Source organism: Soonwooa sp. T0.1_25, from assembly GCF_057652215.1.
Window position 1 is genome coordinate 170417 of record NZ_JBYFBZ010000003.1, and the last position, 20929, is coordinate 191345.

A 20929-nucleotide genomic window follows, 5' to 3' on the forward strand; every position below is an offset into this window, starting at 1 on the left:
TTCAAAACTCTGAAAGCCTTTTTTATTTTTAAAACTTCAAAAAAACTTAAAGTTTTTCAGCGATGTACTTTGCGGTTGCCGATATTTTATTCTTTGCTAAATCTTCAGGCGTTCCAGTGAAAACCACTTCGCCACCATGTTTTCCAGCATTTGGACCAATATCGATAATATAATCAGCGCATTTGATGATGTCGGGTTGATGTTCAATCACAATCACCGAATGTCCAAGCTCGATCAAAGCTTGCAGCGATTTCATCAATTTATTAATATCATGGAAGTGCAATCCTGTCGACGGTTCATCAAAAACAAATAAAGTTTTGTCCGTCGTAACACCTTTTACTAGGAAAGACGCGAGTTTTACACGTTGCGCTTCGCCACCAGAAAGGGTAGAAGAGGATTGTCCTAGTTGTAAATAACCAAGTCCAACTTCTTGTAATGGTTTTAGCTTTTGTACAATTTTGGATTCTTGCAATTCTGTGAAAAAGTTGATTGCTTCGTCAACGGTCATTTTTAAAATATCCGAAATGCTTTTCTCGTCAACTTTAACTTCAAGAATTTCACTTTTAAAACGTGTGCCGTGACAATGTTCGCATTCCAATTCGATGTCCGCCATAAATTGCATGGACACTGTAATCACGCCTTCCCCTTTACATTCGTCGCAACGTCCACCATCCACATTGAAAGAGAAATGCTTAGGTTTTAGTCCCATAAGCGACGCCGATTTTTGTTTCGAAAATAAATCACGAATGTCGTCATAAGCTTTTAGATAAGTGACAGGATTAGAACGTGAAGATTTTCCGATGGGATTTTGGTCGATTAACTCAATGTTTTTAATCAATTTTTTTGGAAACTCCACACTGTCATAATCGGCTTTTTTGCCGCCCATTCCCAACTGAATTTGCACCGCATTGGTTAGGATTTCCTTCATCAAAGTTGATTTTCCACTTCCGGAAACGCCCGTTACAACGGTTAAAACTTCCAATGGGACATCGACGTCAATATTTTTAAGATTGTTTTGACGAGCACCTTTTATTTTTATAAACTCTTTTGGAACACGACGCTTTTTCGGAACTTCAATATTTAGTTCGTTGTTAAGATATTTAGACGTTAAAGTATCTGCTTTTTTCAAATCTTTATAATCTCCAGCAAATACCAAATCACCACCAAGATATCCAGCTTCTGGACCAATGTCGATAATGTAATCCGCAGCGTGCATCACGTCTTCATCGTGCTCTACAACGATAACCGTGTTGCCAAGATCGCGAAGATTTTTTAGAACTTCAATGAGATTTTCGGTGTCGCGAGAGTGAAGACCAATACTTGGTTCGTCCAAAATATAAATGGAACCCACCAAAGAACTTCCCAAACTTGTCGCCAAATTAATACGTTGACTTTCACCACCAGAAAGCGTGTTGGACGTTCTGTTAAGATTAAGATAACCCAAACCAACTTTTAGTAAAAATCCGATTCGAGATTTTATTTCGTAAAGGAGACGTTTCGCAACTTCGGCATCATATTTTGATAATTTAAAACTTTCAATAATCGGTGAAAGCTCATCCAAAGGCAATTCAATCAAAGACTGGATGTTGTGCCCATCAATTTTTACCCAAGATGTTTCTTCACGCAATCTAAGACCTTCGCAAGTCGGACAAGTCGTTTTACCACGATAACGTGACAACATCACACGGTATTGAATTTTGTAAAGATTCTCCTCCAACATTTTGAAGAAATTATCAATACTTGGGAAACTTGCAGACTTGTCGCCACGCCACAAATATTGTTTTTGTTCTTTTGTGAGTTGGTGGTAAGCCTTATGAATAGGGAAGTCTTTTGCTTTTTTAATGAAAGAGCGTTTCCATTCGCTCATTGTTTCGCCCTTCCAAGGTGCAATGGCATCTTCAAAAACAGACAGATTTTTATTTGGAATGACAAGATCTTCGTCAATGCCAATTATTTTGCCGTAACCTTCACAAGTTGGACAAGCGCCATAAGGATTGTTAAAGCTGAAATAATGTACATTCGGTTCATTAAAATCGATGCCATCTAACTCAAATTTATTAGAGAAATCTCGAACCTCGTTGTTCTCTGTATTTTTCAAAAGACAACGTCCGTGACCTTCGTAGAACGCCATTTGGATAGAATCCGCCAAACGTTGCAAGAAGTTTTCGTCCTCTTCGTAACTGAAACGGTCGATAACCAAAAATATTTCTGTATTAGCTTCTGGTACGAAACCAAAACTTTCTAAATCCTCAATATTAGCAAGATTTCCGCCAACTTCCAAACGTGTAAAACCAGAAACCTTTAAAGTTTTTAGTTGTTCGGTAAAGTTGTCAACTTCATATTGCAAAGGTGCCATCAAGATAAAACTCGTGTCTTTTTTTGAAGCCTTAATAAAATCGATAACATCAGTTACAGAATCTTTTTTGACTTCCTCACCAGAAATTGGTGAAAAAGTATGGCCAATTCTGGCGTACAACAACTTTAGATAATCATAGATTTCAGTCGATGTACCAACTGTAGAACGTGGATTTGACGAAATAACTTTCTGCTGAATCGCGATCGAGGGCGCAAGACCTTTGATGTCGTCAACTTTTGGTTTTTCTAATTTTCCTAAAAATTGTCGCGCGTAAGAGCTCAAACTTTCAACATAGCGACGTTGACCTTCCGCATAGATCGTGTCGAAAGCTAGCGAAGATTTTCCGCTTCCCGAAACGCCCGTTATCACAATGAGTTTGTTTTTTGGTATTAAAACATCAATGTGTTTCAGATTGTTAAGATGTGCGTTTTTAACAAAAAGTTGTTTTTTTATATCGATTTCTGCAGTTGTAGCCATATTAAAATTAAGACCCACAAAATTACGAAAAAATGCGTTTTTTTCAGCTAGATATTTTGTTAATGTTTATTTAGAAATCCATTGAAAATTTTAGGTTTAAATTATAAACAGTTTCTTAAAGAAAAAGAGCAGTAAAATAAATTACTGCTCAAATGATAACTTAAAATATAGCAATTGCTTATGAAGAAAATTGTTTCGTTTTTCTGTCAACATATTAACAAAGGATAATGCTAGGTATTGATATTTTTTTTTGTTTTGAAATATAAAAGTAATATTTTTTTCTTTAAAATATTTTTTTAAAGTAAATTTTTAATTTAATCTTAAAATAAATTATTTTTTGTTGTTGATTTTTTTAATTATTGCATAGCTTTGCCCCCGTAAAATTGTAAAAAACTATGAAAAAGCTTTTGTTAACGGGTTTTGCGTTGTCTTGTGCATTTTTTTCGGCACAACAGCAAGACATAGAAGAAGTCGTCGTAAAAGGAAAATTTTTTTCAACTCCAATTACTAAAGTTGCGGAAAATATTACGGTTATTTCTAAAAAACAAATTCAAGAATCACCAGCACGAAGCGTTGCTGATTTGCTACAATATTTCACTGGGATGGATATGCGTCGCCGTGGGATGAATGATGTACAAACAGATCTTAGTATTCGTGGTAGCTCTTTCGAGCAGGTTTTGGTTCTGATAAATGGTATCAAAATGAATGATGCACAAACGGGACATAACACGTTTAATCTTCCTTTTGATATGGCGAGTATCGATCGTGTTGAGATTATAAAAGGTCCTGCAGCACGACGTTTTGGACAGAATGCTTACGGAGGTGTTATTAATATTATTACCAATGTTGGTAAAGACAATGCTTATCAAATTAATGCTGCAGGTGGGGATTTCAAAACTTGGTCTCTTGGTGCTTCTGCTGATTTTGGAAACGAAAATTTCGGAAATTTTATTCAAGTTGGTAAAGCAGAATCTGCAGGTTATCGTTTTAACACAGATTCCGATGTGCAAAATGTTTGGTATCAAAATCAGTTTAAAATTAAAGATGCAAACTTCAAAATGCAAGCTGGTTTTACAGAGAAAAAATTTGGTGCAAATGGATTTTATTCTTCACCACTAGCCAAGGATCAATATGAAGAGACACAAACATCTTTGGTGAGTGCGTCTTACGATCAGTCTTTTGGAAATTTTGGAGTCAACGCCAATGTGTATTGGAGAAGAGGACAGGATATGTATTTGTTTAACCGTGTTAAGCCCGAAATCTACCGTAATATGCACATCGGTAACAATATTGGCGGTGAGTTGAATACGTCTTACGTGTCAAGTTTGGGGAAATCTGGCTTGGGTGTCGAGTTCCGTAACGAAGCGCTTCGCAGCAATAATCTAGGCGAAAGAGAGCGTTTTATCACGCAAGTTTTTTTTGAACATCACATTAGTTTGCTAGATCAAAAACTTAACATTATCCCAGGTGTAAGTTGGGCGAATTATCCAAGGACTGGCAACTTTTTTTATCCAGGTTTGGATGTCGGATATAATCTAGATGAGCACAACAAAATCTACGGAAATCTTGCTAAAACCAACCGTATCCCAACATACACAGATCTTTATTATGTTAGTAAAACCGAAATTGGTAATCCTAACTTAAAACCAGAAAATGCATGGAATTACGAAATTGGCTATCAATATCAACGTGCATATTCTCTTTTGAAAGTAAGTGGTTTCGGTAGAAATACGGATAACGCCATTGACTGGACAAAGGATTCGTTGGCTGCTATTTGGCGTGCCGAAAATATTAGCAATGTAAAAACACTTGGTTTTGAAACCGAGGTCGCTCAAAAATTTAATTGGATTGTTAATAATCTATCTGTAGGTTATACTTATTTGGATAACAAAATTAATCGTGAAGATCAAGCCTTTTCCAAGTATGTTTTAGATAATCTTCGTCATCAATTCAATGCAAAATTGCAAGCAAAATATTGGCGATTCGGGACAGAAGTTGTCTATCGTTACAATGAGAGAATCGCTTTGGGAAGTTATAATCTTCTAGATGCGAAGTTAAATTATCAAACAGATAAGCTTAATATTTATCTTCTAGTCAATAATATTACAAATGCAGAATATACCGAAACGAGCCTAGTGCCAATGCCAGGTCGTTGGTTTATGCTAGGATTTACGTTTAAAAATAAGTTTTAGAAACACAACATCCGTCATTAAGGCGGATGTTTTTATTTTACTTAATTTTGCAACAAATATTTACAATGCAAGTAGGAAAATTCCAGACGCTAAAGGTTTCAGAAGTTAATAATTCAGGTTACATTTTGATAGATGAATTAGGTGAGAAAGCCTTTTTATCTAAGATTCTAGTTAATTCGACTTTAGAAGTTGATCAAGATGTTGACGTTTTTGTGTATCAAGATGATGACAAATTAAAAGCGACTACCGAAACGCCTTTATGCGAAGTCGACGAATTTGCCGTGATGACTTGTGTGCAAAGTTTGCCGAGTGGTGCTTTTATGGACTGGGGAATTATCAAAGATTTGTTCGTGCCTTATAAACAACAAAAAGGGAAAATTCTTGAAAGCAAACGTTATATCGTTTACGTCTATATTGATGAAGAGAGTGGTAGAATTACGGGTACAACCAAGTTTAAACGTAATCCGCAATACACAGATTTACCATTTAAAAAAGGTGATAAAGTCGATTTATTAATGATTGGCGAATCCGAATTAGGATGGAATGTTATCATTGATAAAAAATATATTGCATTAATCTACGCTTCTGACGTTTATAAAAAGTTATATCCACTTTCTACTGAACAAGGTTATATTAAGGCGATTCGTGAAGATGGTAAGATTGATGTGTCTCTACAACCAGAAGGTTTTGAAAATATCGATGAGTTCAAACAAAAAATTATTGATAAACTAAATGACAACTACGGTTTGATTTATTTGTCGGATAAATCATCTCCTGAAGAGATAAAAGATGAATTGCAAATGAGTAAAAAGAACTTCAAGAAGGCGATTGGCGGTCTTTATAAAGACAAAATAATCGAAATTGAAGATGATAAAATCAGATTACTATAATTGATGATGAAATCTAAAGTTCTTGTCACTGGCGCTACAGGTTTAATCGGTTCTGCATTGTGTGAATTGCTCGTTTCTAAAGGTTACGACGTTCATGTTTTGGTAAGATTCAACGACGAAAAGCAGCAAAGTCCTTATAAAGCTTTTAAATTAGATTATGATAATAATTCTATCGAAGATGGTGCTTTGGACGGCGTTGAGTATGTTGTACATCTTGCTGGCGCGCCCATTGCGATGCGTTGGACAAAGTCTTACAAAAAATTAGTTGTAGATAGTCGTGTAATTTCTGCGGACATTATCAAAGCTGAAATTGAAAAACAAAATATAACACTTAAAGCTTTTATTTCTGCGTCGGCGATTGGCTATTATGGTGCAATAACGTCTGATAAAATCTTTGTTGAAACAGATTCGCCTGCCGAGGATTTTCTTGGTAAAGTTTGTCAAGCTTGGGAAAATAAAGCTTTGGATTTTAAGAATGTTGCCGATAGAGTGGTGATGTTGCGGACTTCTGGCGTTTTGTCTGACAAAGGAGGACTTTTAGCAGAATTAAAAACACCAATCGAGAAAAATTCGGGTGCACCATTAGGAAGTGGAAAGCAATATGTACCATGGATTCATATCGATGATATGTCTGCGATGTATTTGCAAGCGATCGAGGACGATACAATGATTGGCGCTTACAATGCTGCTGCGCCTGAGCATATCACCAATAAAGATTTAACGAAAGCCGTCGCGAAACAACTTAAAAAGAAACTGTGGTTTCCGAATGTTCCTGCTTTTGGATTAAAAATAATGTTTGGCGAAATGGCGAATTTAATCTTAAAAGGAAGTCGCGTTTCTTCGGAAAAGATTTTAAAACAAGGATTTCAATTTAAGTTTCCAAAATTAGAAGATGCTTTGAAGAATTTGTTGAAATAATAATTTATTAAAAAAAATGGCTACCAAATTTGGTAGCCATTTTATTTATATTATCTATCATAAAGTTTGTTATAAAGATCCATAAAATGTTCTTTAATCACTTTACGTTTTAACTTCAAAGTTGGTGTCAACATACCGTTTTCCTCAGACCAAATCTCGGGCGTTAATTCTATTTTTTTGATTTGTTCCCAATGGCCAAGATCCTTGTTGATGTTTTTCATTTCTTTTTCGATGGCAACTTTTAGTTCTGGACTTTTCGCAATCTCTTCAGGCGTCGTCCCGATGTTGACATTGTTATCTTTCGCCCATTTTTTAGCATAGTCAAAGTCGGGTTGTATAAGTGCTGTTGGCATTTTTTCACCTTCGCCAACAACCATAATTTGTTCAATAAATAAAGAAGCCTTCGCAAGATTTTCGATGACTTGTGGCGCAACATATTTGCCGCCCGACGTTTTGAACATTTCCTTCTTTCTATCTGTAATAAAAAGGAATCCATCTTTATCTAAATGTCCAATATCACCTGTTTTGAAGTAGCCTTCATTATCAAAAGCTTCTCTACTTAGTTCTGGATTTTTGTAATAACCTTGGGTTACCGTTGGTCCTTTAACCGTTATTTCGCCATCTTCGGCTATTTTAACATTAACATTAAAAAGAGGTTTTCCGATGGAACCCATTTTCATAAAGTCAAAACTGTTAACCGAAATTACAGGCGAAGTTTCTGTCAAACCATAACCTTCCTGAATCGGAATGCCAGCTGCCTGAAACATAATATTAAGTCGTGTAGAAAGTGGCGCAGATCCAGAAACTAAAGTTAAAATATTACCTCCAATACCAGCTCTCCATTTAGAGAAAACCAATTTGTCAGCAATCTTGTGGAAGAAACTTTTTGGTGCTCCAAGTTTATAATTTTCGGCAATTTTGAGTGACCATAAGAAAATACTTTTTTTGATGCCGCCAGCTTCGGTTCCTTTTTTATAAATTGAATCATAAACTTTCTCGATAACACGCGGAACAACAGTCATATAATGCGGTTTTACTTCTTGAAGATTTTCACTAAGCTTGTCTGTGCTTTCAGCGAAATAAATAGCAAAACCATTGTAAGTGAAAAGGTAGAAAATCATCCTTTCGAAGACGTGACACATTGGTAAAAAACTTAATGCACGACTGTCGTTGCCCTGTCTGCGCGGGATTCTGTCTTCGCAACCAATGATGTCTTGGGCGATATTGTTGTGCGTTAACATCACACCTTTTGGTTTTCCTGTCGTTCCAGAAGTGTAGATAATCGACACTAAATCGTCTGGATAAATTTCTTTTTTTATTTGGTCAACTTCAGCTTGAAGACTGTCGTCTTTCCCAAGTTCTAAAATATCTTCCCAATGTTTAGCAGCATTAACTTTATCAAAAGTATAAATCTCCTTCATCAAGGGAAGTTGATCACGGATTTCATTAATTTTATTAAATAATTTTTCATCTGATACAAAACAAAATAACGAATCCGAATCGTCAAGATTATAGACGAAATCCGCTTTCGAAATCGATGGATAGATAGGAACCGTGATAATACCGAGTTGTAAAGCTGCTTGGTCGATAATGCACCATTCGGTTCTGTTGGTTGTGGTGATAAGTCCTATTTTGTCACCTTTTTTTAAACCTAATTTTATTAAACCTCTAGAAAATTGATTGCTTTTTGTAATGAATTCTTCAGTTGAAAGATTTCTCCAACTTCCACCAATTTTGTCATTGATGTAGTCTTTTTTTGGATATTTTTCTAGTGTAATATAAGGAATATCGAAAATTCGAGTTAATGTCATGTTGCTTGTAACAAAGATTGAATGCAAATATAACAATTATGAGTTTTTTCAAAAAAATAAAGCTATCCAATGGATAGCTTTTTATGTTAACTATTTTCTGTCGTACAACTTTTCATACAAATCGTTGAAAGCTTCTTTGATGGCTTTACGTTTAAGTTTAAGAGTCGGTGTTAGTAGTCCATCATCTATTGACCATACTTTTGGTGTGAGTTCAATCTTTTTAATCTGCTCCCACTTGCCTAATTTTTTATTAAGCGTTTCCATTTCTTGCATGATTCTTTCCTTTAGTTCTGGGCTCTTTGCCATTTCTTCTAGTGTAGTACCAATGTTGAGATTTTTAATTTTAGCCCAGTTTTGCGCAAAATTAAAATCTGGTTGTACCAAAGCGGTTGGCATTTTTTCACCATCGCCAACGACCATAATTTGCTCAATGAATTTTGAAGCTTTAGCATGATTCTCGATAACTTGAGGTGCAATGAATTTTCCTCCAGAAGTTTTGAACATTTCTTTTTTTCTATCGGTGATAAATAAGAATCCATCGTCGTCAATGTGTCCAATATCGCCCGTTTTGAAATAACCATCTTCTGTGAAGGCTTCCTGCGTTTTTTCGTCGTCCTTATAATAACCGCCAAAAATAGAAGGTCCTTTTACTGTAATTTCCCCATCAGCAGCTATTTTAACATCGACATTACTTAGTGGAACGCCTACAGAGCCTAATCTCATTTTTTCGAAACTGTTAACCGAAATAACTGGTGATGTTTCTGTTAAGCCATAACCTTCCAAAACTGGGATTCCCGCAGCTTGAAACATTCTGTTTAACCTTGAAGAAAGCGCCGCAGAACCTGAAACTAATGTTATTAAATTTCCGCCCAAGCCTTCTCTCCATTTTTTGAAAACCAGTTTGTCAGCAATAATGTGCGCAAAAGATTTTGGCGCTTGTAGATTGTATTTTTCGGCAATCGAAATTGACCAAAGGAAAATTTTAGATTTAAGACCACCAGCTGCAGTTCCTTTATTATAGATGGAATCGTAAACTTTTTCTACCAAACGCGGAACAACTGTCATATAATTTGGTTTTACTTCTTTCACGTTTTCTCCGATTTTCTCAATGCTTTCCGCATAATAAATAGAAAATCCATTATTGATGAAAATGTAATAAACCATTCTTTCGAAAATATGACAAATCGGTAAAAAACTTAATGCACGAAGGTCTTTATAATTAATGCTTTTATCTCTAGGGATTCGAGAGTCGCTTCCCAATACATTTGACACGATGTTTTGGTGTGTCAGCATCACGCCTTTAGGACGTCCAGTTGTACCAGAAGTGTAGATTAATGTCACTACGTCATCTTCTTGTATGCCTTTTGATAAATCTTCTACCTCTTGCTGTGTCGCATCATCTTCTCCAAGATCTAATATTTCTTTCCAATTAGGTGCGCCGTCGACATCATCAAAACAAAAAACACCAGCCAAAGATGACACCTCAGGCTTTACAACCTGCATTTTTTTGTATAAATCAACATCTGATACGAAGCAATATTTTATTTCGGCATTATTAAAAATATACACATAATCTTCCTCCGAAATGGTTGGATATACAGGCACCGAAATAGCGCCGATTTGAGAAATCCCCAAGTCCATAATGCTCCATTCTGTACGGTTGTTGCTTGTAATTAATCCGATTTTGTCACCAGGTTTTATCCCTAGTTTTAACAGTCCTCGAGAAATTTTGTTTGCTTGGTTAATAAACTCTAAGGTGGACGTTTTTTTCCATTCCCCATTCTTTTTCGTAACCAAAGCATCATTTTTAGGATATTGATTTAGAGCCTTATGAGCAAAATCAAACGTTCTTTTAACAGACATATCGTTAAATATTTGATAATTTTTAAATTGAATTTAATAAAAAGTAGATTTTCGTAAATATAGTTTTTTTTAACTAAATGACAAAAATGTATTTTATTCGATACATATCGTTATAATTTTCGTAAAAATCGTAAATTTACGAGCAATTAATACTAGTAATTGATATGGATTTTAATTTATCAGAAGAACAACTGATGATTCAGCAGGCAGCTAGAGATTTCGCTCAGACTGAATTACTTCCTGGTGTTATCGAAAGAGATACACATCAAAAATTCCCGACAGAACAAGTTAAGAAAATGGGAGAACTTGGTTTCCTAGGTATGATGGTTGACCCAAAATACGGAGGAGCTGGTCTTGATAGTGTATCTTACGTTCTTGCAATGGAAGAAATTGCAAAAATTGATGCTTCTGCTGCGGTAGTAATGTCAGTTAATAACTCTTTAGTATGTGCTGGCCTAGAGAAATTTGCTAGCGAAGAGCAAAAAATGAAGTATCTAAAACCTCTTGCAAGTGGAGAAGTTATCGGAGCTTTCGCATTGTCTGAGCCAGAAGCTGGATCTGACGCAACATCTCAACGTACAACTGCAGAGGATAAAGGTGATTATTATTTATTAAACGGTACTAAAAACTGGATTACTAATGGTGGTAACGCTGCTTATTATATCGTTATTGCGCAGACAGATCCAGAGAAAAAGCATAAAGGTATCAACGCCTTCATCGTAGAGAGAGGTTGGGAAGGTTTCGAAATTGGTCCTAAAGAAGACAAATTAGGAATTAGAGGAAGTGACACTCATTCTTTACTTTTCACAGATGTTAAAGTACCAAAAGAAAACAGAATTGGCGAAGATGGTTTCGGATTCAACTTTGCAATGGCGGTTCTTAACGGTGGTAGAATTGGTATCGCGTCTCAAGCTTTAGGTATCGCTTCTGGTGCTTACGAATTGGCGCTTAAATATGCTAAAGAAAGAAAAGCTTTCGGTACAGAGATTATCAACCACCAAGCGATTGCTTTCAAATTAGCTGATATGCACGTTAACATTACAGCGGCTAGAATGCTTTGTTTCAAAGCGGCAGTTGAGAAAGATGCTGGTAAAGATATCTCAGAAAGTGGCGCTATGGCAAAACTTTATTCGTCTCAAGTTGCGATGGATACAACTATCGAAGCGGTACAAATACACGGCGGATATGGTTATGTTAAAGAATATCACGTAGAACGATTGATGCGTGATGCGAAGATTACACAAATCTACGAAGGTACTTCAGAAATCCAAAAGATTGTGATCTCTAGAAGTATTGCTAAGAAATAATTTGTTGTTATCTTTATCAATTAAACATAAATTATCATGAAATATTTTTGGATTTTTTTGGCGGTAGCAGTGCTTTTACTAGGTGGTTTTATTTGGTATAAATTTTATTTTGTATTTGGAGAAGGCGTTAAATCTGGTTATCTAAACTATGCTGTTAAAAAAGGAAATGTTTTCAAAACCTATGAAGGAAAGTTGATCCAAGAAGGGTTTGGTACTACCAAAGTTGGTGGTGCACTTGGAAGCAATCAGTTTGAATTTTCTATCGAAGATGAAGCTGTTTTCAAACAATTAGAACTTAATAGCGGAAAGTATTTCGATTTACATTACAAAGAATATCATGGTAGCTTGCCGTGGCGAGGAAATACAGTGTATGTCGTTGATAAAGTTATCAGCATGAAATAATAAAAAAAGTCCCTTTCAGTAATGAAAGGGATTTTTGTATTTTTAAACTTCGTATTAAATCATTATTAATGAAATATCTAAGCCTTTTAGCTTTTGCATCGATAAGTCTATCTGCACAAAAAACTCAATTAACAGATGCGTTAGCAACTAAGTTATCCGAGATGCCTTTGAAATGCATTGAGCAAGAATATCCAAACAAGACTGCTCATATTATCAACTCTTTACAAGAAGTTAGCTTATCACCAAAAGATCTGCATCCTTCTTTTTATGGTTGTTTTGACTGGCATAGTTCTGTTCATGGACATTGGATGTTATTGAAAATTTTAAAAGAGAAACCAAATCTTGCACAATCTTGGCGCATCACAAAGATTTTAGACAAAAGTTTCAATGCCGAATCTCTAAAAAAGGAAGCACAATATTTTACTAAATATGATCTCGCAAAAAACTTTGAACGAACCTACGGTTGGGCTTGGATCCTAAAACTTGATGAAGAATTAGCAACTTGGGATACACCACAAGCTAGGACTTGGCATCAAAATATGAAACCTCTTACAGATGAGATTTTGCGAATGTGGAAAGATTATCTTCCTAAACAAACTTATCCTAACAGAACAGGCGTTCATCCCAATTCTGCTTTTGCAATAGGCTTTGCCATCGATTGGGCGAGAAAAATTGGCGATAAAGATTTTGAAAATCAATTGGTACAAAAGGTTAAAAATTTTTATTTAAAAGATGAAAAAACGCCTGCCTATTTAGAGCCAGATGGTTCGGACTTTTTCTCACCAAGTTTGGAGATAGATGATCTTATGCGTCGTGTACTTTCACAAAAAGATTTTGAAAATTGGTTGGATCAATTTTATGATAAAAGAAGTCTCGAAAATATTTCTCAAATACCAATTGTAAGCGATTTGTCAGATTATCAAACGGTACATTTGGCGGGCTTGTCCTTTAGTAAAGCTTGGTGTATGAAGGGGATTTCCAGAGCTTTATCAAATAGTCATCCACTTAAAAAGCAATTTGAAGATACGGCGGAACATTTCTTAAAAAACGGAATGCCATTAATCTTTAGTAGTAATTATGGCGGTGATCACTGGTTAGCTAGTTTTGCCGTTTTTGCTATTTCAAATGTAGATTAATTTTATTTTTTGCTATATTATTTCTATATTTACCGAAAAAGATGAAAATATTTACAACAATAGCAATTGGATTGTCTTTAATGTCATGTAATGGCACTTCTAGCATGCATGCGCAAAAAGGTAAAACAATGCAAAAAGTAGAATATACAGAGGAGCGGAGGTTGAACAAAGATTTTGATTCAAAAGAAATTTTTGCATTATCAACAATGGATGAAGTTACAAATCTCTATAATAAACTGCAAGATCCACAATTCAAACGTTCTGCGCCTATTCCTATTATAGAAGCTGGTGAAAGTCTATTAGTTGTAAAGCCAAAGGCAAGTTCTGCAACAGATTACTCAGATATTAAAATCGAAAGTATTCAAAATGATGAAAAAAATATTATTGTAAAATATAAAAAAATTGAAAACTGGGAATATAAGGAAGCAAAACAAACGCATCCTGTTTTAATTTTAAAAATTAAAAGTAGTCCTAAAAATTTAATTTTAGAAAAAATAAAATAATATAGTCGCAAAATAAATTTTAATGAAATCAAAATTATTATTGGGGTTAGGGGTAACTCTAATGTCTACTGGAGCTTTCTACGCTCAACAAAATTCTTGGATGAACATTGCTACAAAGAATGTGTCTAATGCAAGAGAAAGATCAATTACTGTAACAGATTACAAATTAGTGAGTCTTAACAATTCTCAGTTTGAAGCGCAGTTATCAGCTATCGGAAAAAACTCAGGGAAAACATTAATGAAGTTCCCTAATGAGCAAGGTACTACAGATACTTTTGAAGTGGTAGAATCTTCTACAATGCACCCAGATCTACAAGCAAAATATGCTGATGTTAGATCTTTCACAGGGGTTAAAGTTGGAGATCCTTTAACGAGAATTACATTTACATACGATCCATATTTTGGATTTAATGCAAGCGTAAGAAATTCGCAAGGAATTTATTACATTGATTCTTATTCTAAAGATAATAAGATTTACATGATGTATAATCGTAAGAATGCGTCTTCAGCACGTAATTTTAACTGTCTTTTTGATGAGCACGGCGAAAAGGAAATCCATCAAACAATGGAAAATGCTAGCCAAAGCAAAACAGTTAAAGACGGTCAAATGCGTAAGTATAGACTCGCTTTGGCTACTGCTGTAGAATACACGTCATATACAGCAAATGCAGCTGGAGTTGGTAATGGTACTGATGCTGAGAAGAAAACAGCAGTTATGGCAGCTCTTAACTTAACAGTTAATAGACTTAACGAAGTATACGGTAACGATCTATCTGTTAAACTAGAATTAGTGCCTAATAACGATTTATTGATCTTTATCGATTCGGATAATTATAATCCATTAAGTGCATCTTCTATGCTTGGGACTAACCAAACGGCTGTTGATAACTTAATTGGAAAACCAAATTACGATATTGGTCACGTATATTTCCAAGCACAACAAGGAAATGACAATGGTGTAGCTTATCTTCGATCTGTTTGTAATAGCAATTTGAAAGCAGGTGGTGTAACGGGTTCTGCAAATCCCGTGGGCGATCCATTTGTTATTGACTTCGTAGCACACGAGATGGGGCATCAGTTTGGTGCTAACCATACACAAAATAATAACTGTAATAGAAACGATGGAACATCAATTGAGCCAGGTAGTGCTAGTACTATTATGGGGTATGCTGGTATTTGTTCGCCAAATGTTCAAAGTAATAGTGATGCTTACTTCCACTCGGTGAGTATAAGAGAGATGTACGCTCATGTTACAGGTGCAGCTAGCTGTAGTGTTAATACACCCACAGGTAACAATGCGCCAACTGCAGATGCAGGTCCAGATAGAACGATCCCTAAAGAAACACCTTTTGTACTTAAAGGGATTGGCTCTGACCAAGATGGTGATACCATTACTTATAACTGGGAACAAATAGATACTGGTGCAGCAACAATGCCGCCAAGACCTGCGAACGCGGTAGGCCCAATGTTTAGATCAATGACTGCGACAGTTTCTCCAGAGCGTTACTTCCCAAGATTATCAACGATTATCGAAGGTTATAATCCTAACATGAATGCCCAAGCTAATTATAGATCTTGGGAAAAACTTTCTAACGTAGCAAGATCTCTTAATTTCTCACTTTTAGTTAGAGATAACAATCCGGTTGGTGGACAGTCTGGTAGAGATGATGTTAAGTTGACGGTATCTGTTGAAGCTGGACCTTTCCTTGTAACTTCTCAAAATGCCGCAGATATCGTTTGGAATTTAGGTTCAACACAAACAATTACTTGGGATGTTGCAAATACAAATGTTGCCCCAGTTAATACTGCCAATGTGCAGATTTTATTATCGACAGATGGTGGTTTAACCTTCCCTCATGAGTTGGTAGCGAGTACACCAAATAATGGTACATATACATTTACAGTCCCTGGAGGATTAGGTGTAAGCGATAATGCAAGAATCATGATCAAGGCTATTGATAATGTATTCTTAAACGTTAACAAGGTTAAATTTAAAATTAACTCAGACTTAGCAACAAGTAATGTAGATGCTGCTAAAGAGGTCGTTATCCATCCGAACCCTTCGAAAAATGGTATCTTTACCATGGAAGTTGATGCTAAAAATGTATCATACAGAGTCTTCACTGCAGAAGGTCGTCTGGTTTCATCAAAAAAAGATGTAAAATCTTCAGGTAAGAGCATGGATAAAATTGATTTATCTCAATTAGGTTCTGGAGTTTACTTCTTAAAAGTGGATTACGATGGTAAATCGACTTCTAAGAAATTAGTTATCGCTAAATAATAAATAATCAATCAGGCAAAAACACATAATAAGAAAGCTACTCAATTTTGAGTAGCTTTTTTTTGTTTCCTTAATTTAATGAAAAGTTATTTTTTAATAATCTTTCTAGAGATTACATCTTTACCAGAATAAATATTAACAAGATAGTGACCAGAAGTTAAGTTTTGGATGTTGGCTTCAGAAGCTTTTGTTTCCAAAACGATATTTCCAGACATATCAAAAACACGAATTTTTTCGATGTTGTTAAGACCTTCAACTTTTATTAAATCAGAAGTTGGATTTGGGTAGATTTTAATACCAATTTTGTTTGCATCAGATGTAGCAAGTTTAGCTTCCTCAATAACTTGGATATTATCTAATATCAAAACTAAAAGATCCGTACAATTATAATGTCTGAATACAACTTGTACAGCTTGTCCCGCATATTGGCTAATGTCGACATTAACGTGTTTTGCTTCCTGCATATATCCAGCATCAAGCGTTTCTTCGAAAACAGGCGTTTCAGTTCCTGTAAAATTTGAGCTTGCCGGAATCACATAAACAGCATAATGCTCTTGAAAGTAGTCAGCATCAAAAGCGCCAATATCAAACTTTAAGGACAATGTTTTATCTGCATTGTTTGGCAAATTAATAATAGGGCTTGTCAATGTGTTGTCGGGTGTAAAAGCTTCCATGAACCATGACCATGATGTAGCATAATATCCAGAAAAAGCATCAACTTCTGAATTGTCAAATTCCCATTTTTCGCCATCACCGTCTCGATCTTCATTAATCCAGGAATTACGCCCAGATTCTGTTTCAAAATCTTCACTGAAAATTACAGTTTGTGAGAAACCTGCAAAGCCTACTAAAAATAAAGCTGCAAAAGATAGTTTTTTAATCATAAATAATATTTTAAGTTGACCAAATGTACTAAAAAACAAAACACTCGCCTAAAAGCAAGTGTTTTGATAATTTATTTAAACTAAAAATTTAATTAAACATTAAATCTAAAGTGCATAATATCACCATCTTGTACGATGTATTCTTTACCTTCTACAGAAAGCTTTCCAGCCTCTTTTACTTTAGCTTCAGAACCGTAAGTCATGTAGTCGTCGTACTTGATAACTTCGGCACGGATAAAGCCTTTCTCAAAGTCTGTATGGATAACACCAGCAGCTTGTGGCGCCGTCCAACCTTTCCCGATTGTCCAAGCTCTAACTTCCTTAACACCTGCCGTAAAGTAAGTTTGAAGTTTCAATAATGCATAGGCTTGACGAATCAATCTATTAACGCCTGGCTCTTCTAGACCTAGCTCTTCTAGGAACATTTGACGCTCTTCATAAGACTCTAGCTCGTTGATGTCAGCTTCGATTTGTGCTGCAAGAACAACAACTTCAGCGCCTTCATTTTTCGCCATTTCTTCGATTTTAGCAATCCAGTCGTTACCGTTTTTAATTGAGTTTTCGTCAACATTACAAACGTAAAGAACAGGCTTATTTGTCAACAACTGTACTTCGTCGATAATCGACTTTGTTAAATCATCCACTGGGAATTCTCTTGCGTTTTTTCCGTCCTCTACAAATTGTTGAAGCTTTTGTAAAGTTTCGTACGTCAAGATATCTTCCTTTTTACCAGATTTGATGAATTTTTTTGCTTTGTCAACTGCTTTTCCGATTGTTTCAAGATCTTTAAGCTGAAGCTCGATATCGATAATCTCTTTGTCACGAAGTGGATCAACAGAACCTTCTACGTGGATAATATTACCATTATCAAAACATCTCAAAACATGGATAATCGCTTCACATTCGCGGATGTTAGCCAGAAATTGATTACCAAGACCTTCACCTTTGCTCGCACCCTTTACAAGTCCTGCGATGTCAACAATCTCAACAACTGCTGGCAAAACACGCTCAGGATTTACGATTTTTTCAAGTTCGAAAAGTCGTGGATCTGGTACCGAAACCGTCCCTAAATTAGGCTCGATAGTACAGAAAGGGTAGTTCGCAGATTGCGCTTTGGCATTACTAAGACAGTTAAAAAGTGTTGATTTTCCAACGTTAGGTAGTCCTACAATTCCACATTTCATTATATGTCGATGTTTATTTAGTTAATATTTAATAATTTGAATATTGAATTTGCTTCAAATAATCGCGTGCAAAGATAGTGATTTTGTTTTTTAAATTTTAATTTTACATCGTCGCAGAAAAGCGATTGTAGCTTGGCTAAAAAATAATTAAAACGCAATAGCTATACTTTTTAATTTTAGATCAAAGGAGCTACTTTACATGACATCTTTAAGGTTTTGGTAGTTTAATATAATTAAGCTTCGTTCGGTATAAACTAACGTCAGTTCGAGTTGATTTTTCTATGAAATGACAGCTCGTATAAAAAAAGTGTTTTATCCCCGAAAAGATGTTGGTTATATCCTCCGTATTCCTTTGTGATTAATATTTAAGTGAAAAAAAATATTGTTGAAAAGCTTTAATAATGGGAAAGAAAAAGAAAAGAGAGTTTTTGTCTTCGGAATTGGTAAAGAGTTTTGCAAGAATCCACGGATTTGAGTCAAAACTTCGGGCCTTTGAGGTTAAAGATTTCTTACAAGATTATCTTTCTACTAATCTTTTTAATGAGATAGAATCGGTTAATATTGATGCAGATCAACTTTTAATAAAGATAAAATCACCTTTGTTAAAAAATGATTTTAGACTTCGAAAAAGTTTTTATTTAAATAAAATTAAAACCAATCTTGGCGACGATTTCGATTTTAAAGATCTTTTGGTTTTGTAGAAGATTTTGATTTTTCCATTAATTCTTGCGCTTTTCCGTCTAGTCTTGAGCGTATCGGAATAAAGAATCTCAAAGGATTTTTGATAAAATAATTAAAGATTTCTTTAAAGATGGCGCCCACTTCTGTAGTATTCATTTTTCTTGAACGGAACGCCAAGATCATCGATAGTCCAAAGCTGACAATAAAGTTGAAAAATCCAATTAAAAATACGGTGACAAAGCCTATCCAAAACGTGTAAGAATCTACAGAAAAGTCTTTACCATAAAGTCCTAGTGCAAAGTTACCAGCCGCAAAGGTAATGTGTCGAATATCCAGGTCTAATCCGAAAAATAAACCGATAGGCGCCGTCGCACCTAAGAAAACCCCGAACCAAAAGTTAGAGACAATCCCCGCCCAGTTTTTAGAATAATATTGAGAAAGGCTTTCTGCAAACTTATTTCCAAAGAAATAGTTGATAAATGGATTCTTCGCAATACGTTCAGGTATTTTGTAAAATATAGAGTTGTTGCCAATATTACCAGAAATAATGCCAGAAATAAATAAGAAAAAGCCAGCAATACAAGCATGGAAAATAGCTTTTGATTCAAAAGGGTTGAGATCGGTCAGCAACTTGGTCGATTTGTCGATGGCAAAATTTTGTTTAAATAAAACTTCGAGTCCATATACAATCGCCAGCGCAATCGGGAATGCCAGCAAGACGTTTCCAACAAAGGCAATAAACTGCGTTCTAAATAATTTTGAAACCAAATGCGCAAAATCTGTAAAGTTTGATTTTCTACTTTCTCCATCAGCAAGCACTTTTGCCATAGTCGCCGCTGTCATTGCAGGTTGCTTGGTCGCAAGTGTAAAATGCATGAGGTAGATCATCACAAAACCCATCGCATAGTTAAGCGAATACAAAAATGCGTGACTAAAATCGCTACCTTCGAGACTACCGTACAACATTTTGAGAACACAAAGTGCTCCAACGATAACACCGCCACCACTAGCTTTCCAAAACATTTTCATGTAATCTTTAGCGTTAGAGGTGATATAGTGCGTTCCTGTTTCTGCCGTGTGGTTGGTAATTAGGTGCGACATCAATCGTGTGCTGTCAGAGATCAAATCTTGTACATTATTCTTATGAGATTTGTAGCGAAGAATATTGAGAAACAACTGTTTTGATCGTACGACGTAATCTTCAGGTGTGTCAATAACAAAGATTTGTAGGATATCGGACATCCTCGTCAACTGCTGACGAATCTTTAAAAGATAAAGATTAATCTTACTAGAAATTCCATATTTTCCGCTGTTCTTAAAAGCGATATTTACGAAATCTTGACATTGTTGTAGATAGACTTTTATCTGCTTGTAAACTTCATCCTTTGAGTTGAGTTGGAAGTTAGGATCTTCTTTGAATTGTGTTATTAAAATATCCAATTCGTTTTGTAAAGCCAAAAATGGATTATCGAGATTACGATACTTAGGTACCATCTTCATAACTTCCACATCCATCGCATTCCCGATAACGCGCCATGCTAAAACATTGAAAGCAAAAAGCAATTCTCGTTTCACATAAGGATTAGCAACAAAGCGGTCAACTTTCAAAAGTCTAAAAAGCTCACTTAGTTTATCTTCTTGCGAATTAATGAAAAAATCTAAATCTTTTTTTGGTGTAACCGAAACAACATCTACGAGGTACCAAATAGTGTCTTCGTTTTCGATGCTTGGCAGAAATTTATTTAGAAGTCGTTTTTTCAGTTCAGGGAAGAAAGCGTTTTCGGATAAAATATCCGCCTCTGTCAAAGATAGATTGAAGGTTTTATCTTTAAAAATATTATGAATATAATAACTAAGGTTTTCTGTAATATGGTGATTATCTTTAAGATAAGCTACAAAAACGCCGATGTCTTCTTTTTTTACCGCAGCTATTAGTTCAGCAAGCGGATCTAGAGAAAAAGTTTCGTTTTTGGCACTAAAATATTTTTTTAGAACCATACTAAAATTGTCTCTGTTTTTTAATCTTAAAGCCATAAGTCTTGCA

At 35.3% G+C, this 20929-nt stretch carries 15 protein-coding genes; 9 read left to right on the forward strand and 6 right to left on the reverse strand.

Annotated elements, in window-relative coordinates; genetic code table 11:
- Nucleotides 1–46 precede the first annotated feature (46 nt).
- Nucleotides 47–2833 (reverse strand): excinuclease ABC subunit UvrA, encoded by a 2787-nt coding sequence (gene uvrA / locus AC23MB_RS05960; RefSeq protein ID WP_487786755.1) that lies wholly within the window; start codon nucleotides 2831–2833, stop codon nucleotides 47–49.
- A 395-nt stretch (nucleotides 2834–3228) separates the two neighbouring features.
- Between uvrA and AC23MB_RS05965 the strand changes: the two genes are divergently transcribed.
- From AC23MB_RS05965 to AC23MB_RS05975, 3 genes are all read left to right on the forward strand, one after another.
- Nucleotides 3229–5025, forward strand: coding sequence for a TonB-dependent receptor plug domain-containing protein (locus AC23MB_RS05965; RefSeq protein WP_487786756.1), 1797 nt, complete (start codon nucleotides 3229–3231; stop codon nucleotides 5023–5025).
- Nucleotides 5026–5090: 65 nt separating this feature from the next.
- Complete coding sequence (locus tag AC23MB_RS05970) at nucleotides 5091–5915, forward strand: CvfB family protein (protein WP_079665622.1); 825 nt, start codon at nucleotides 5091–5093, stop codon at nucleotides 5913–5915.
- 3 nt (nucleotides 5916–5918) lie between these two features.
- Entirely contained in the window at nucleotides 5919–6833 is a 915-nt protein-coding gene (locus AC23MB_RS05975) for a TIGR01777 family oxidoreductase (protein ID WP_313028605.1), read from the forward strand.
- Between the two features lie 50 nt (nucleotides 6834–6883).
- On the opposite strand, the gene AC23MB_RS05980 is transcribed toward AC23MB_RS05975, so the two are convergent.
- Together AC23MB_RS05980 and AC23MB_RS05985 are read right to left on the reverse strand one after the other, a co-directional pair.
- The gene (locus AC23MB_RS05980; RefSeq protein WP_313028606.1) at nucleotides 6884–8644 is read right to left on the reverse strand and encodes an AMP-dependent synthetase/ligase; all 1761 of its coding nucleotides are present in this window, start codon (nucleotides 8642–8644) and stop codon (nucleotides 6884–6886) included.
- Between the two features lie 90 nt (nucleotides 8645–8734).
- Nucleotides 8735–10507: an AMP-dependent synthetase/ligase gene (locus AC23MB_RS05985; protein ID WP_313028608.1), complete on the reverse strand. Its 1773-nt coding sequence runs from the start codon at nucleotides 10505–10507 to the stop codon at nucleotides 8735–8737.
- Nucleotides 10508–10671: 164 nt separating this feature from the next.
- On the opposite strand from AC23MB_RS05985, the gene AC23MB_RS05990 reads away from it, so the two are divergent.
- The 5 genes from AC23MB_RS05990 (at nucleotide 10672) to AC23MB_RS06010 (ending at nucleotide 16136) form a co-directional block, all read left to right on the forward strand.
- Nucleotides 10672–11814: an acyl-CoA dehydrogenase gene (locus AC23MB_RS05990; protein ID WP_313028609.1), complete on the forward strand. Its 1143-nt coding sequence runs from the start codon at nucleotides 10672–10674 to the stop codon at nucleotides 11812–11814.
- 36 nt (nucleotides 11815–11850) lie between these two features.
- Entirely contained in the window at nucleotides 11851–12216 is a 366-nt protein-coding gene (locus tag AC23MB_RS05995) for a hypothetical protein (RefSeq protein ID WP_312323336.1), read from the forward strand.
- A gap of 68 nt (nucleotides 12217–12284) precedes the next feature.
- Nucleotides 12285–13352, forward strand: a complete 1068-nt coding sequence (locus AC23MB_RS06000) for a DUF2891 domain-containing protein (RefSeq protein WP_487786757.1) — start codon at nucleotides 12285–12287, stop codon at nucleotides 13350–13352.
- A 41-nt stretch (nucleotides 13353–13393) separates the two neighbouring features.
- A complete protein-coding gene (locus tag AC23MB_RS06005; RefSeq protein ID WP_313028613.1) occupies nucleotides 13394–13855 on the forward strand; it encodes a hypothetical protein in 462 nt (153 codons plus the stop codon).
- Nucleotides 13856–13877: 22 nt separating this feature from the next.
- Entirely contained in the window at nucleotides 13878–16136 is a 2259-nt protein-coding gene (locus AC23MB_RS06010) for a zinc-dependent metalloprotease (RefSeq protein WP_313028615.1), read from the forward strand.
- 86 nt (nucleotides 16137–16222) lie between these two features.
- Here AC23MB_RS06010 and AC23MB_RS06015 read toward each other — a convergent pair whose 3' ends face one another.
- Both AC23MB_RS06015 and ychF read right to left on the reverse strand, forming a co-directional pair.
- On the reverse strand, nucleotides 16223–17020 hold the full coding sequence (locus tag AC23MB_RS06015) for a T9SS-dependent choice-of-anchor J family protein (protein WP_313028617.1): 798 nt from the start codon (nucleotides 17018–17020) through the stop codon (nucleotides 16223–16225).
- Between the two features lie 92 nt (nucleotides 17021–17112).
- Nucleotides 17113–18204: a redox-regulated ATPase YchF gene (gene ychF / locus AC23MB_RS06020; protein ID WP_079667096.1), complete on the reverse strand. Its 1092-nt coding sequence runs from the start codon at nucleotides 18202–18204 to the stop codon at nucleotides 17113–17115.
- A 401-nt stretch (nucleotides 18205–18605) separates the two neighbouring features.
- Between ychF and AC23MB_RS06025 the strand changes: the two genes are divergently transcribed.
- A complete protein-coding gene (locus tag AC23MB_RS06025; protein WP_313028618.1) occupies nucleotides 18606–18905 on the forward strand; it encodes a hypothetical protein in 300 nt (99 codons plus the stop codon).
- Here the strand turns inward: AC23MB_RS06025 and AC23MB_RS06030 are convergent.
- The gene (locus AC23MB_RS06030) at nucleotides 18883–20919 is read right to left on the reverse strand and encodes a recombinase (RefSeq protein WP_487786758.1); all 2037 of its coding nucleotides are present in this window, start codon (nucleotides 20917–20919) and stop codon (nucleotides 18883–18885) included. The two genes, AC23MB_RS06025 and AC23MB_RS06030, sit on opposite strands and share 23 nt — an antisense overlap.
- Nucleotides 20920–20929 lie beyond the last annotated feature (10 nt).

Bases quoted from the DNA above. Each gene is read 5' to 3' on its own strand.
- AC23MB_RS06000 (WP_487786757.1), top strand. From the start codon at position 12,285: ATGAAATATCTAAGCCTTTTAGCTTTTGCATCGATAAGTCTATCTGCA.
- uvrA (WP_487786755.1), bottom strand. From the start codon at position 2,833: ATGGCTACAACTGCAGAAATCGATATAAAAAAACAACTTTTTGTTAAA.
- AC23MB_RS06010 (WP_313028615.1), top strand. From the start codon at position 13,878: ATGAAATCAAAATTATTATTGGGGTTAGGGGTAACTCTAATGTCTACT.
- AC23MB_RS05975 (WP_313028605.1), top strand. From the start codon at position 5,919: ATGATGAAATCTAAAGTTCTTGTCACTGGCGCTACAGGTTTAATCGGT.
- AC23MB_RS05985 (WP_313028608.1), bottom strand. From the start codon at position 10,507: ATGTCTGTTAAAAGAACGTTTGATTTTGCTCATAAGGCTCTAAATCAA.
- AC23MB_RS05980 (WP_313028606.1), bottom strand. From the start codon at position 8,644: ATGACATTAACTCGAATTTTCGATATTCCTTATATTACACTAGAAAAA.
- ychF (WP_079667096.1), bottom strand. From the start codon at position 18,204: ATGAAATGTGGAATTGTAGGACTACCTAACGTTGGAAAATCAACACTT.
- AC23MB_RS06030 (WP_487786758.1), bottom strand. From the start codon at position 20,919: ATGGCTTTAAGATTAAAAAACAGAGACAATTTTAGTATGGTTCTAAAA.
- AC23MB_RS05965 (WP_487786756.1), top strand. From the start codon at position 3,229: ATGAAAAAGCTTTTGTTAACGGGTTTTGCGTTGTCTTGTGCATTTTTT.
- AC23MB_RS05970 (WP_079665622.1), top strand. From the start codon at position 5,091: ATGCAAGTAGGAAAATTCCAGACGCTAAAGGTTTCAGAAGTTAATAAT.
- AC23MB_RS06005 (WP_313028613.1), top strand. From the start codon at position 13,394: ATGAAAATATTTACAACAATAGCAATTGGATTGTCTTTAATGTCATGT.
- AC23MB_RS05990 (WP_313028609.1), top strand. From the start codon at position 10,672: ATGGATTTTAATTTATCAGAAGAACAACTGATGATTCAGCAGGCAGCT.
- AC23MB_RS06025 (WP_313028618.1), top strand. From the start codon at position 18,606: ATGGGAAAGAAAAAGAAAAGAGAGTTTTTGTCTTCGGAATTGGTAAAG.
- AC23MB_RS05995 (WP_312323336.1), top strand. From the start codon at position 11,851: ATGAAATATTTTTGGATTTTTTTGGCGGTAGCAGTGCTTTTACTAGGT.
- AC23MB_RS06015 (WP_313028617.1), bottom strand. From the start codon at position 17,020: ATGATTAAAAAACTATCTTTTGCAGCTTTATTTTTAGTAGGCTTTGCA.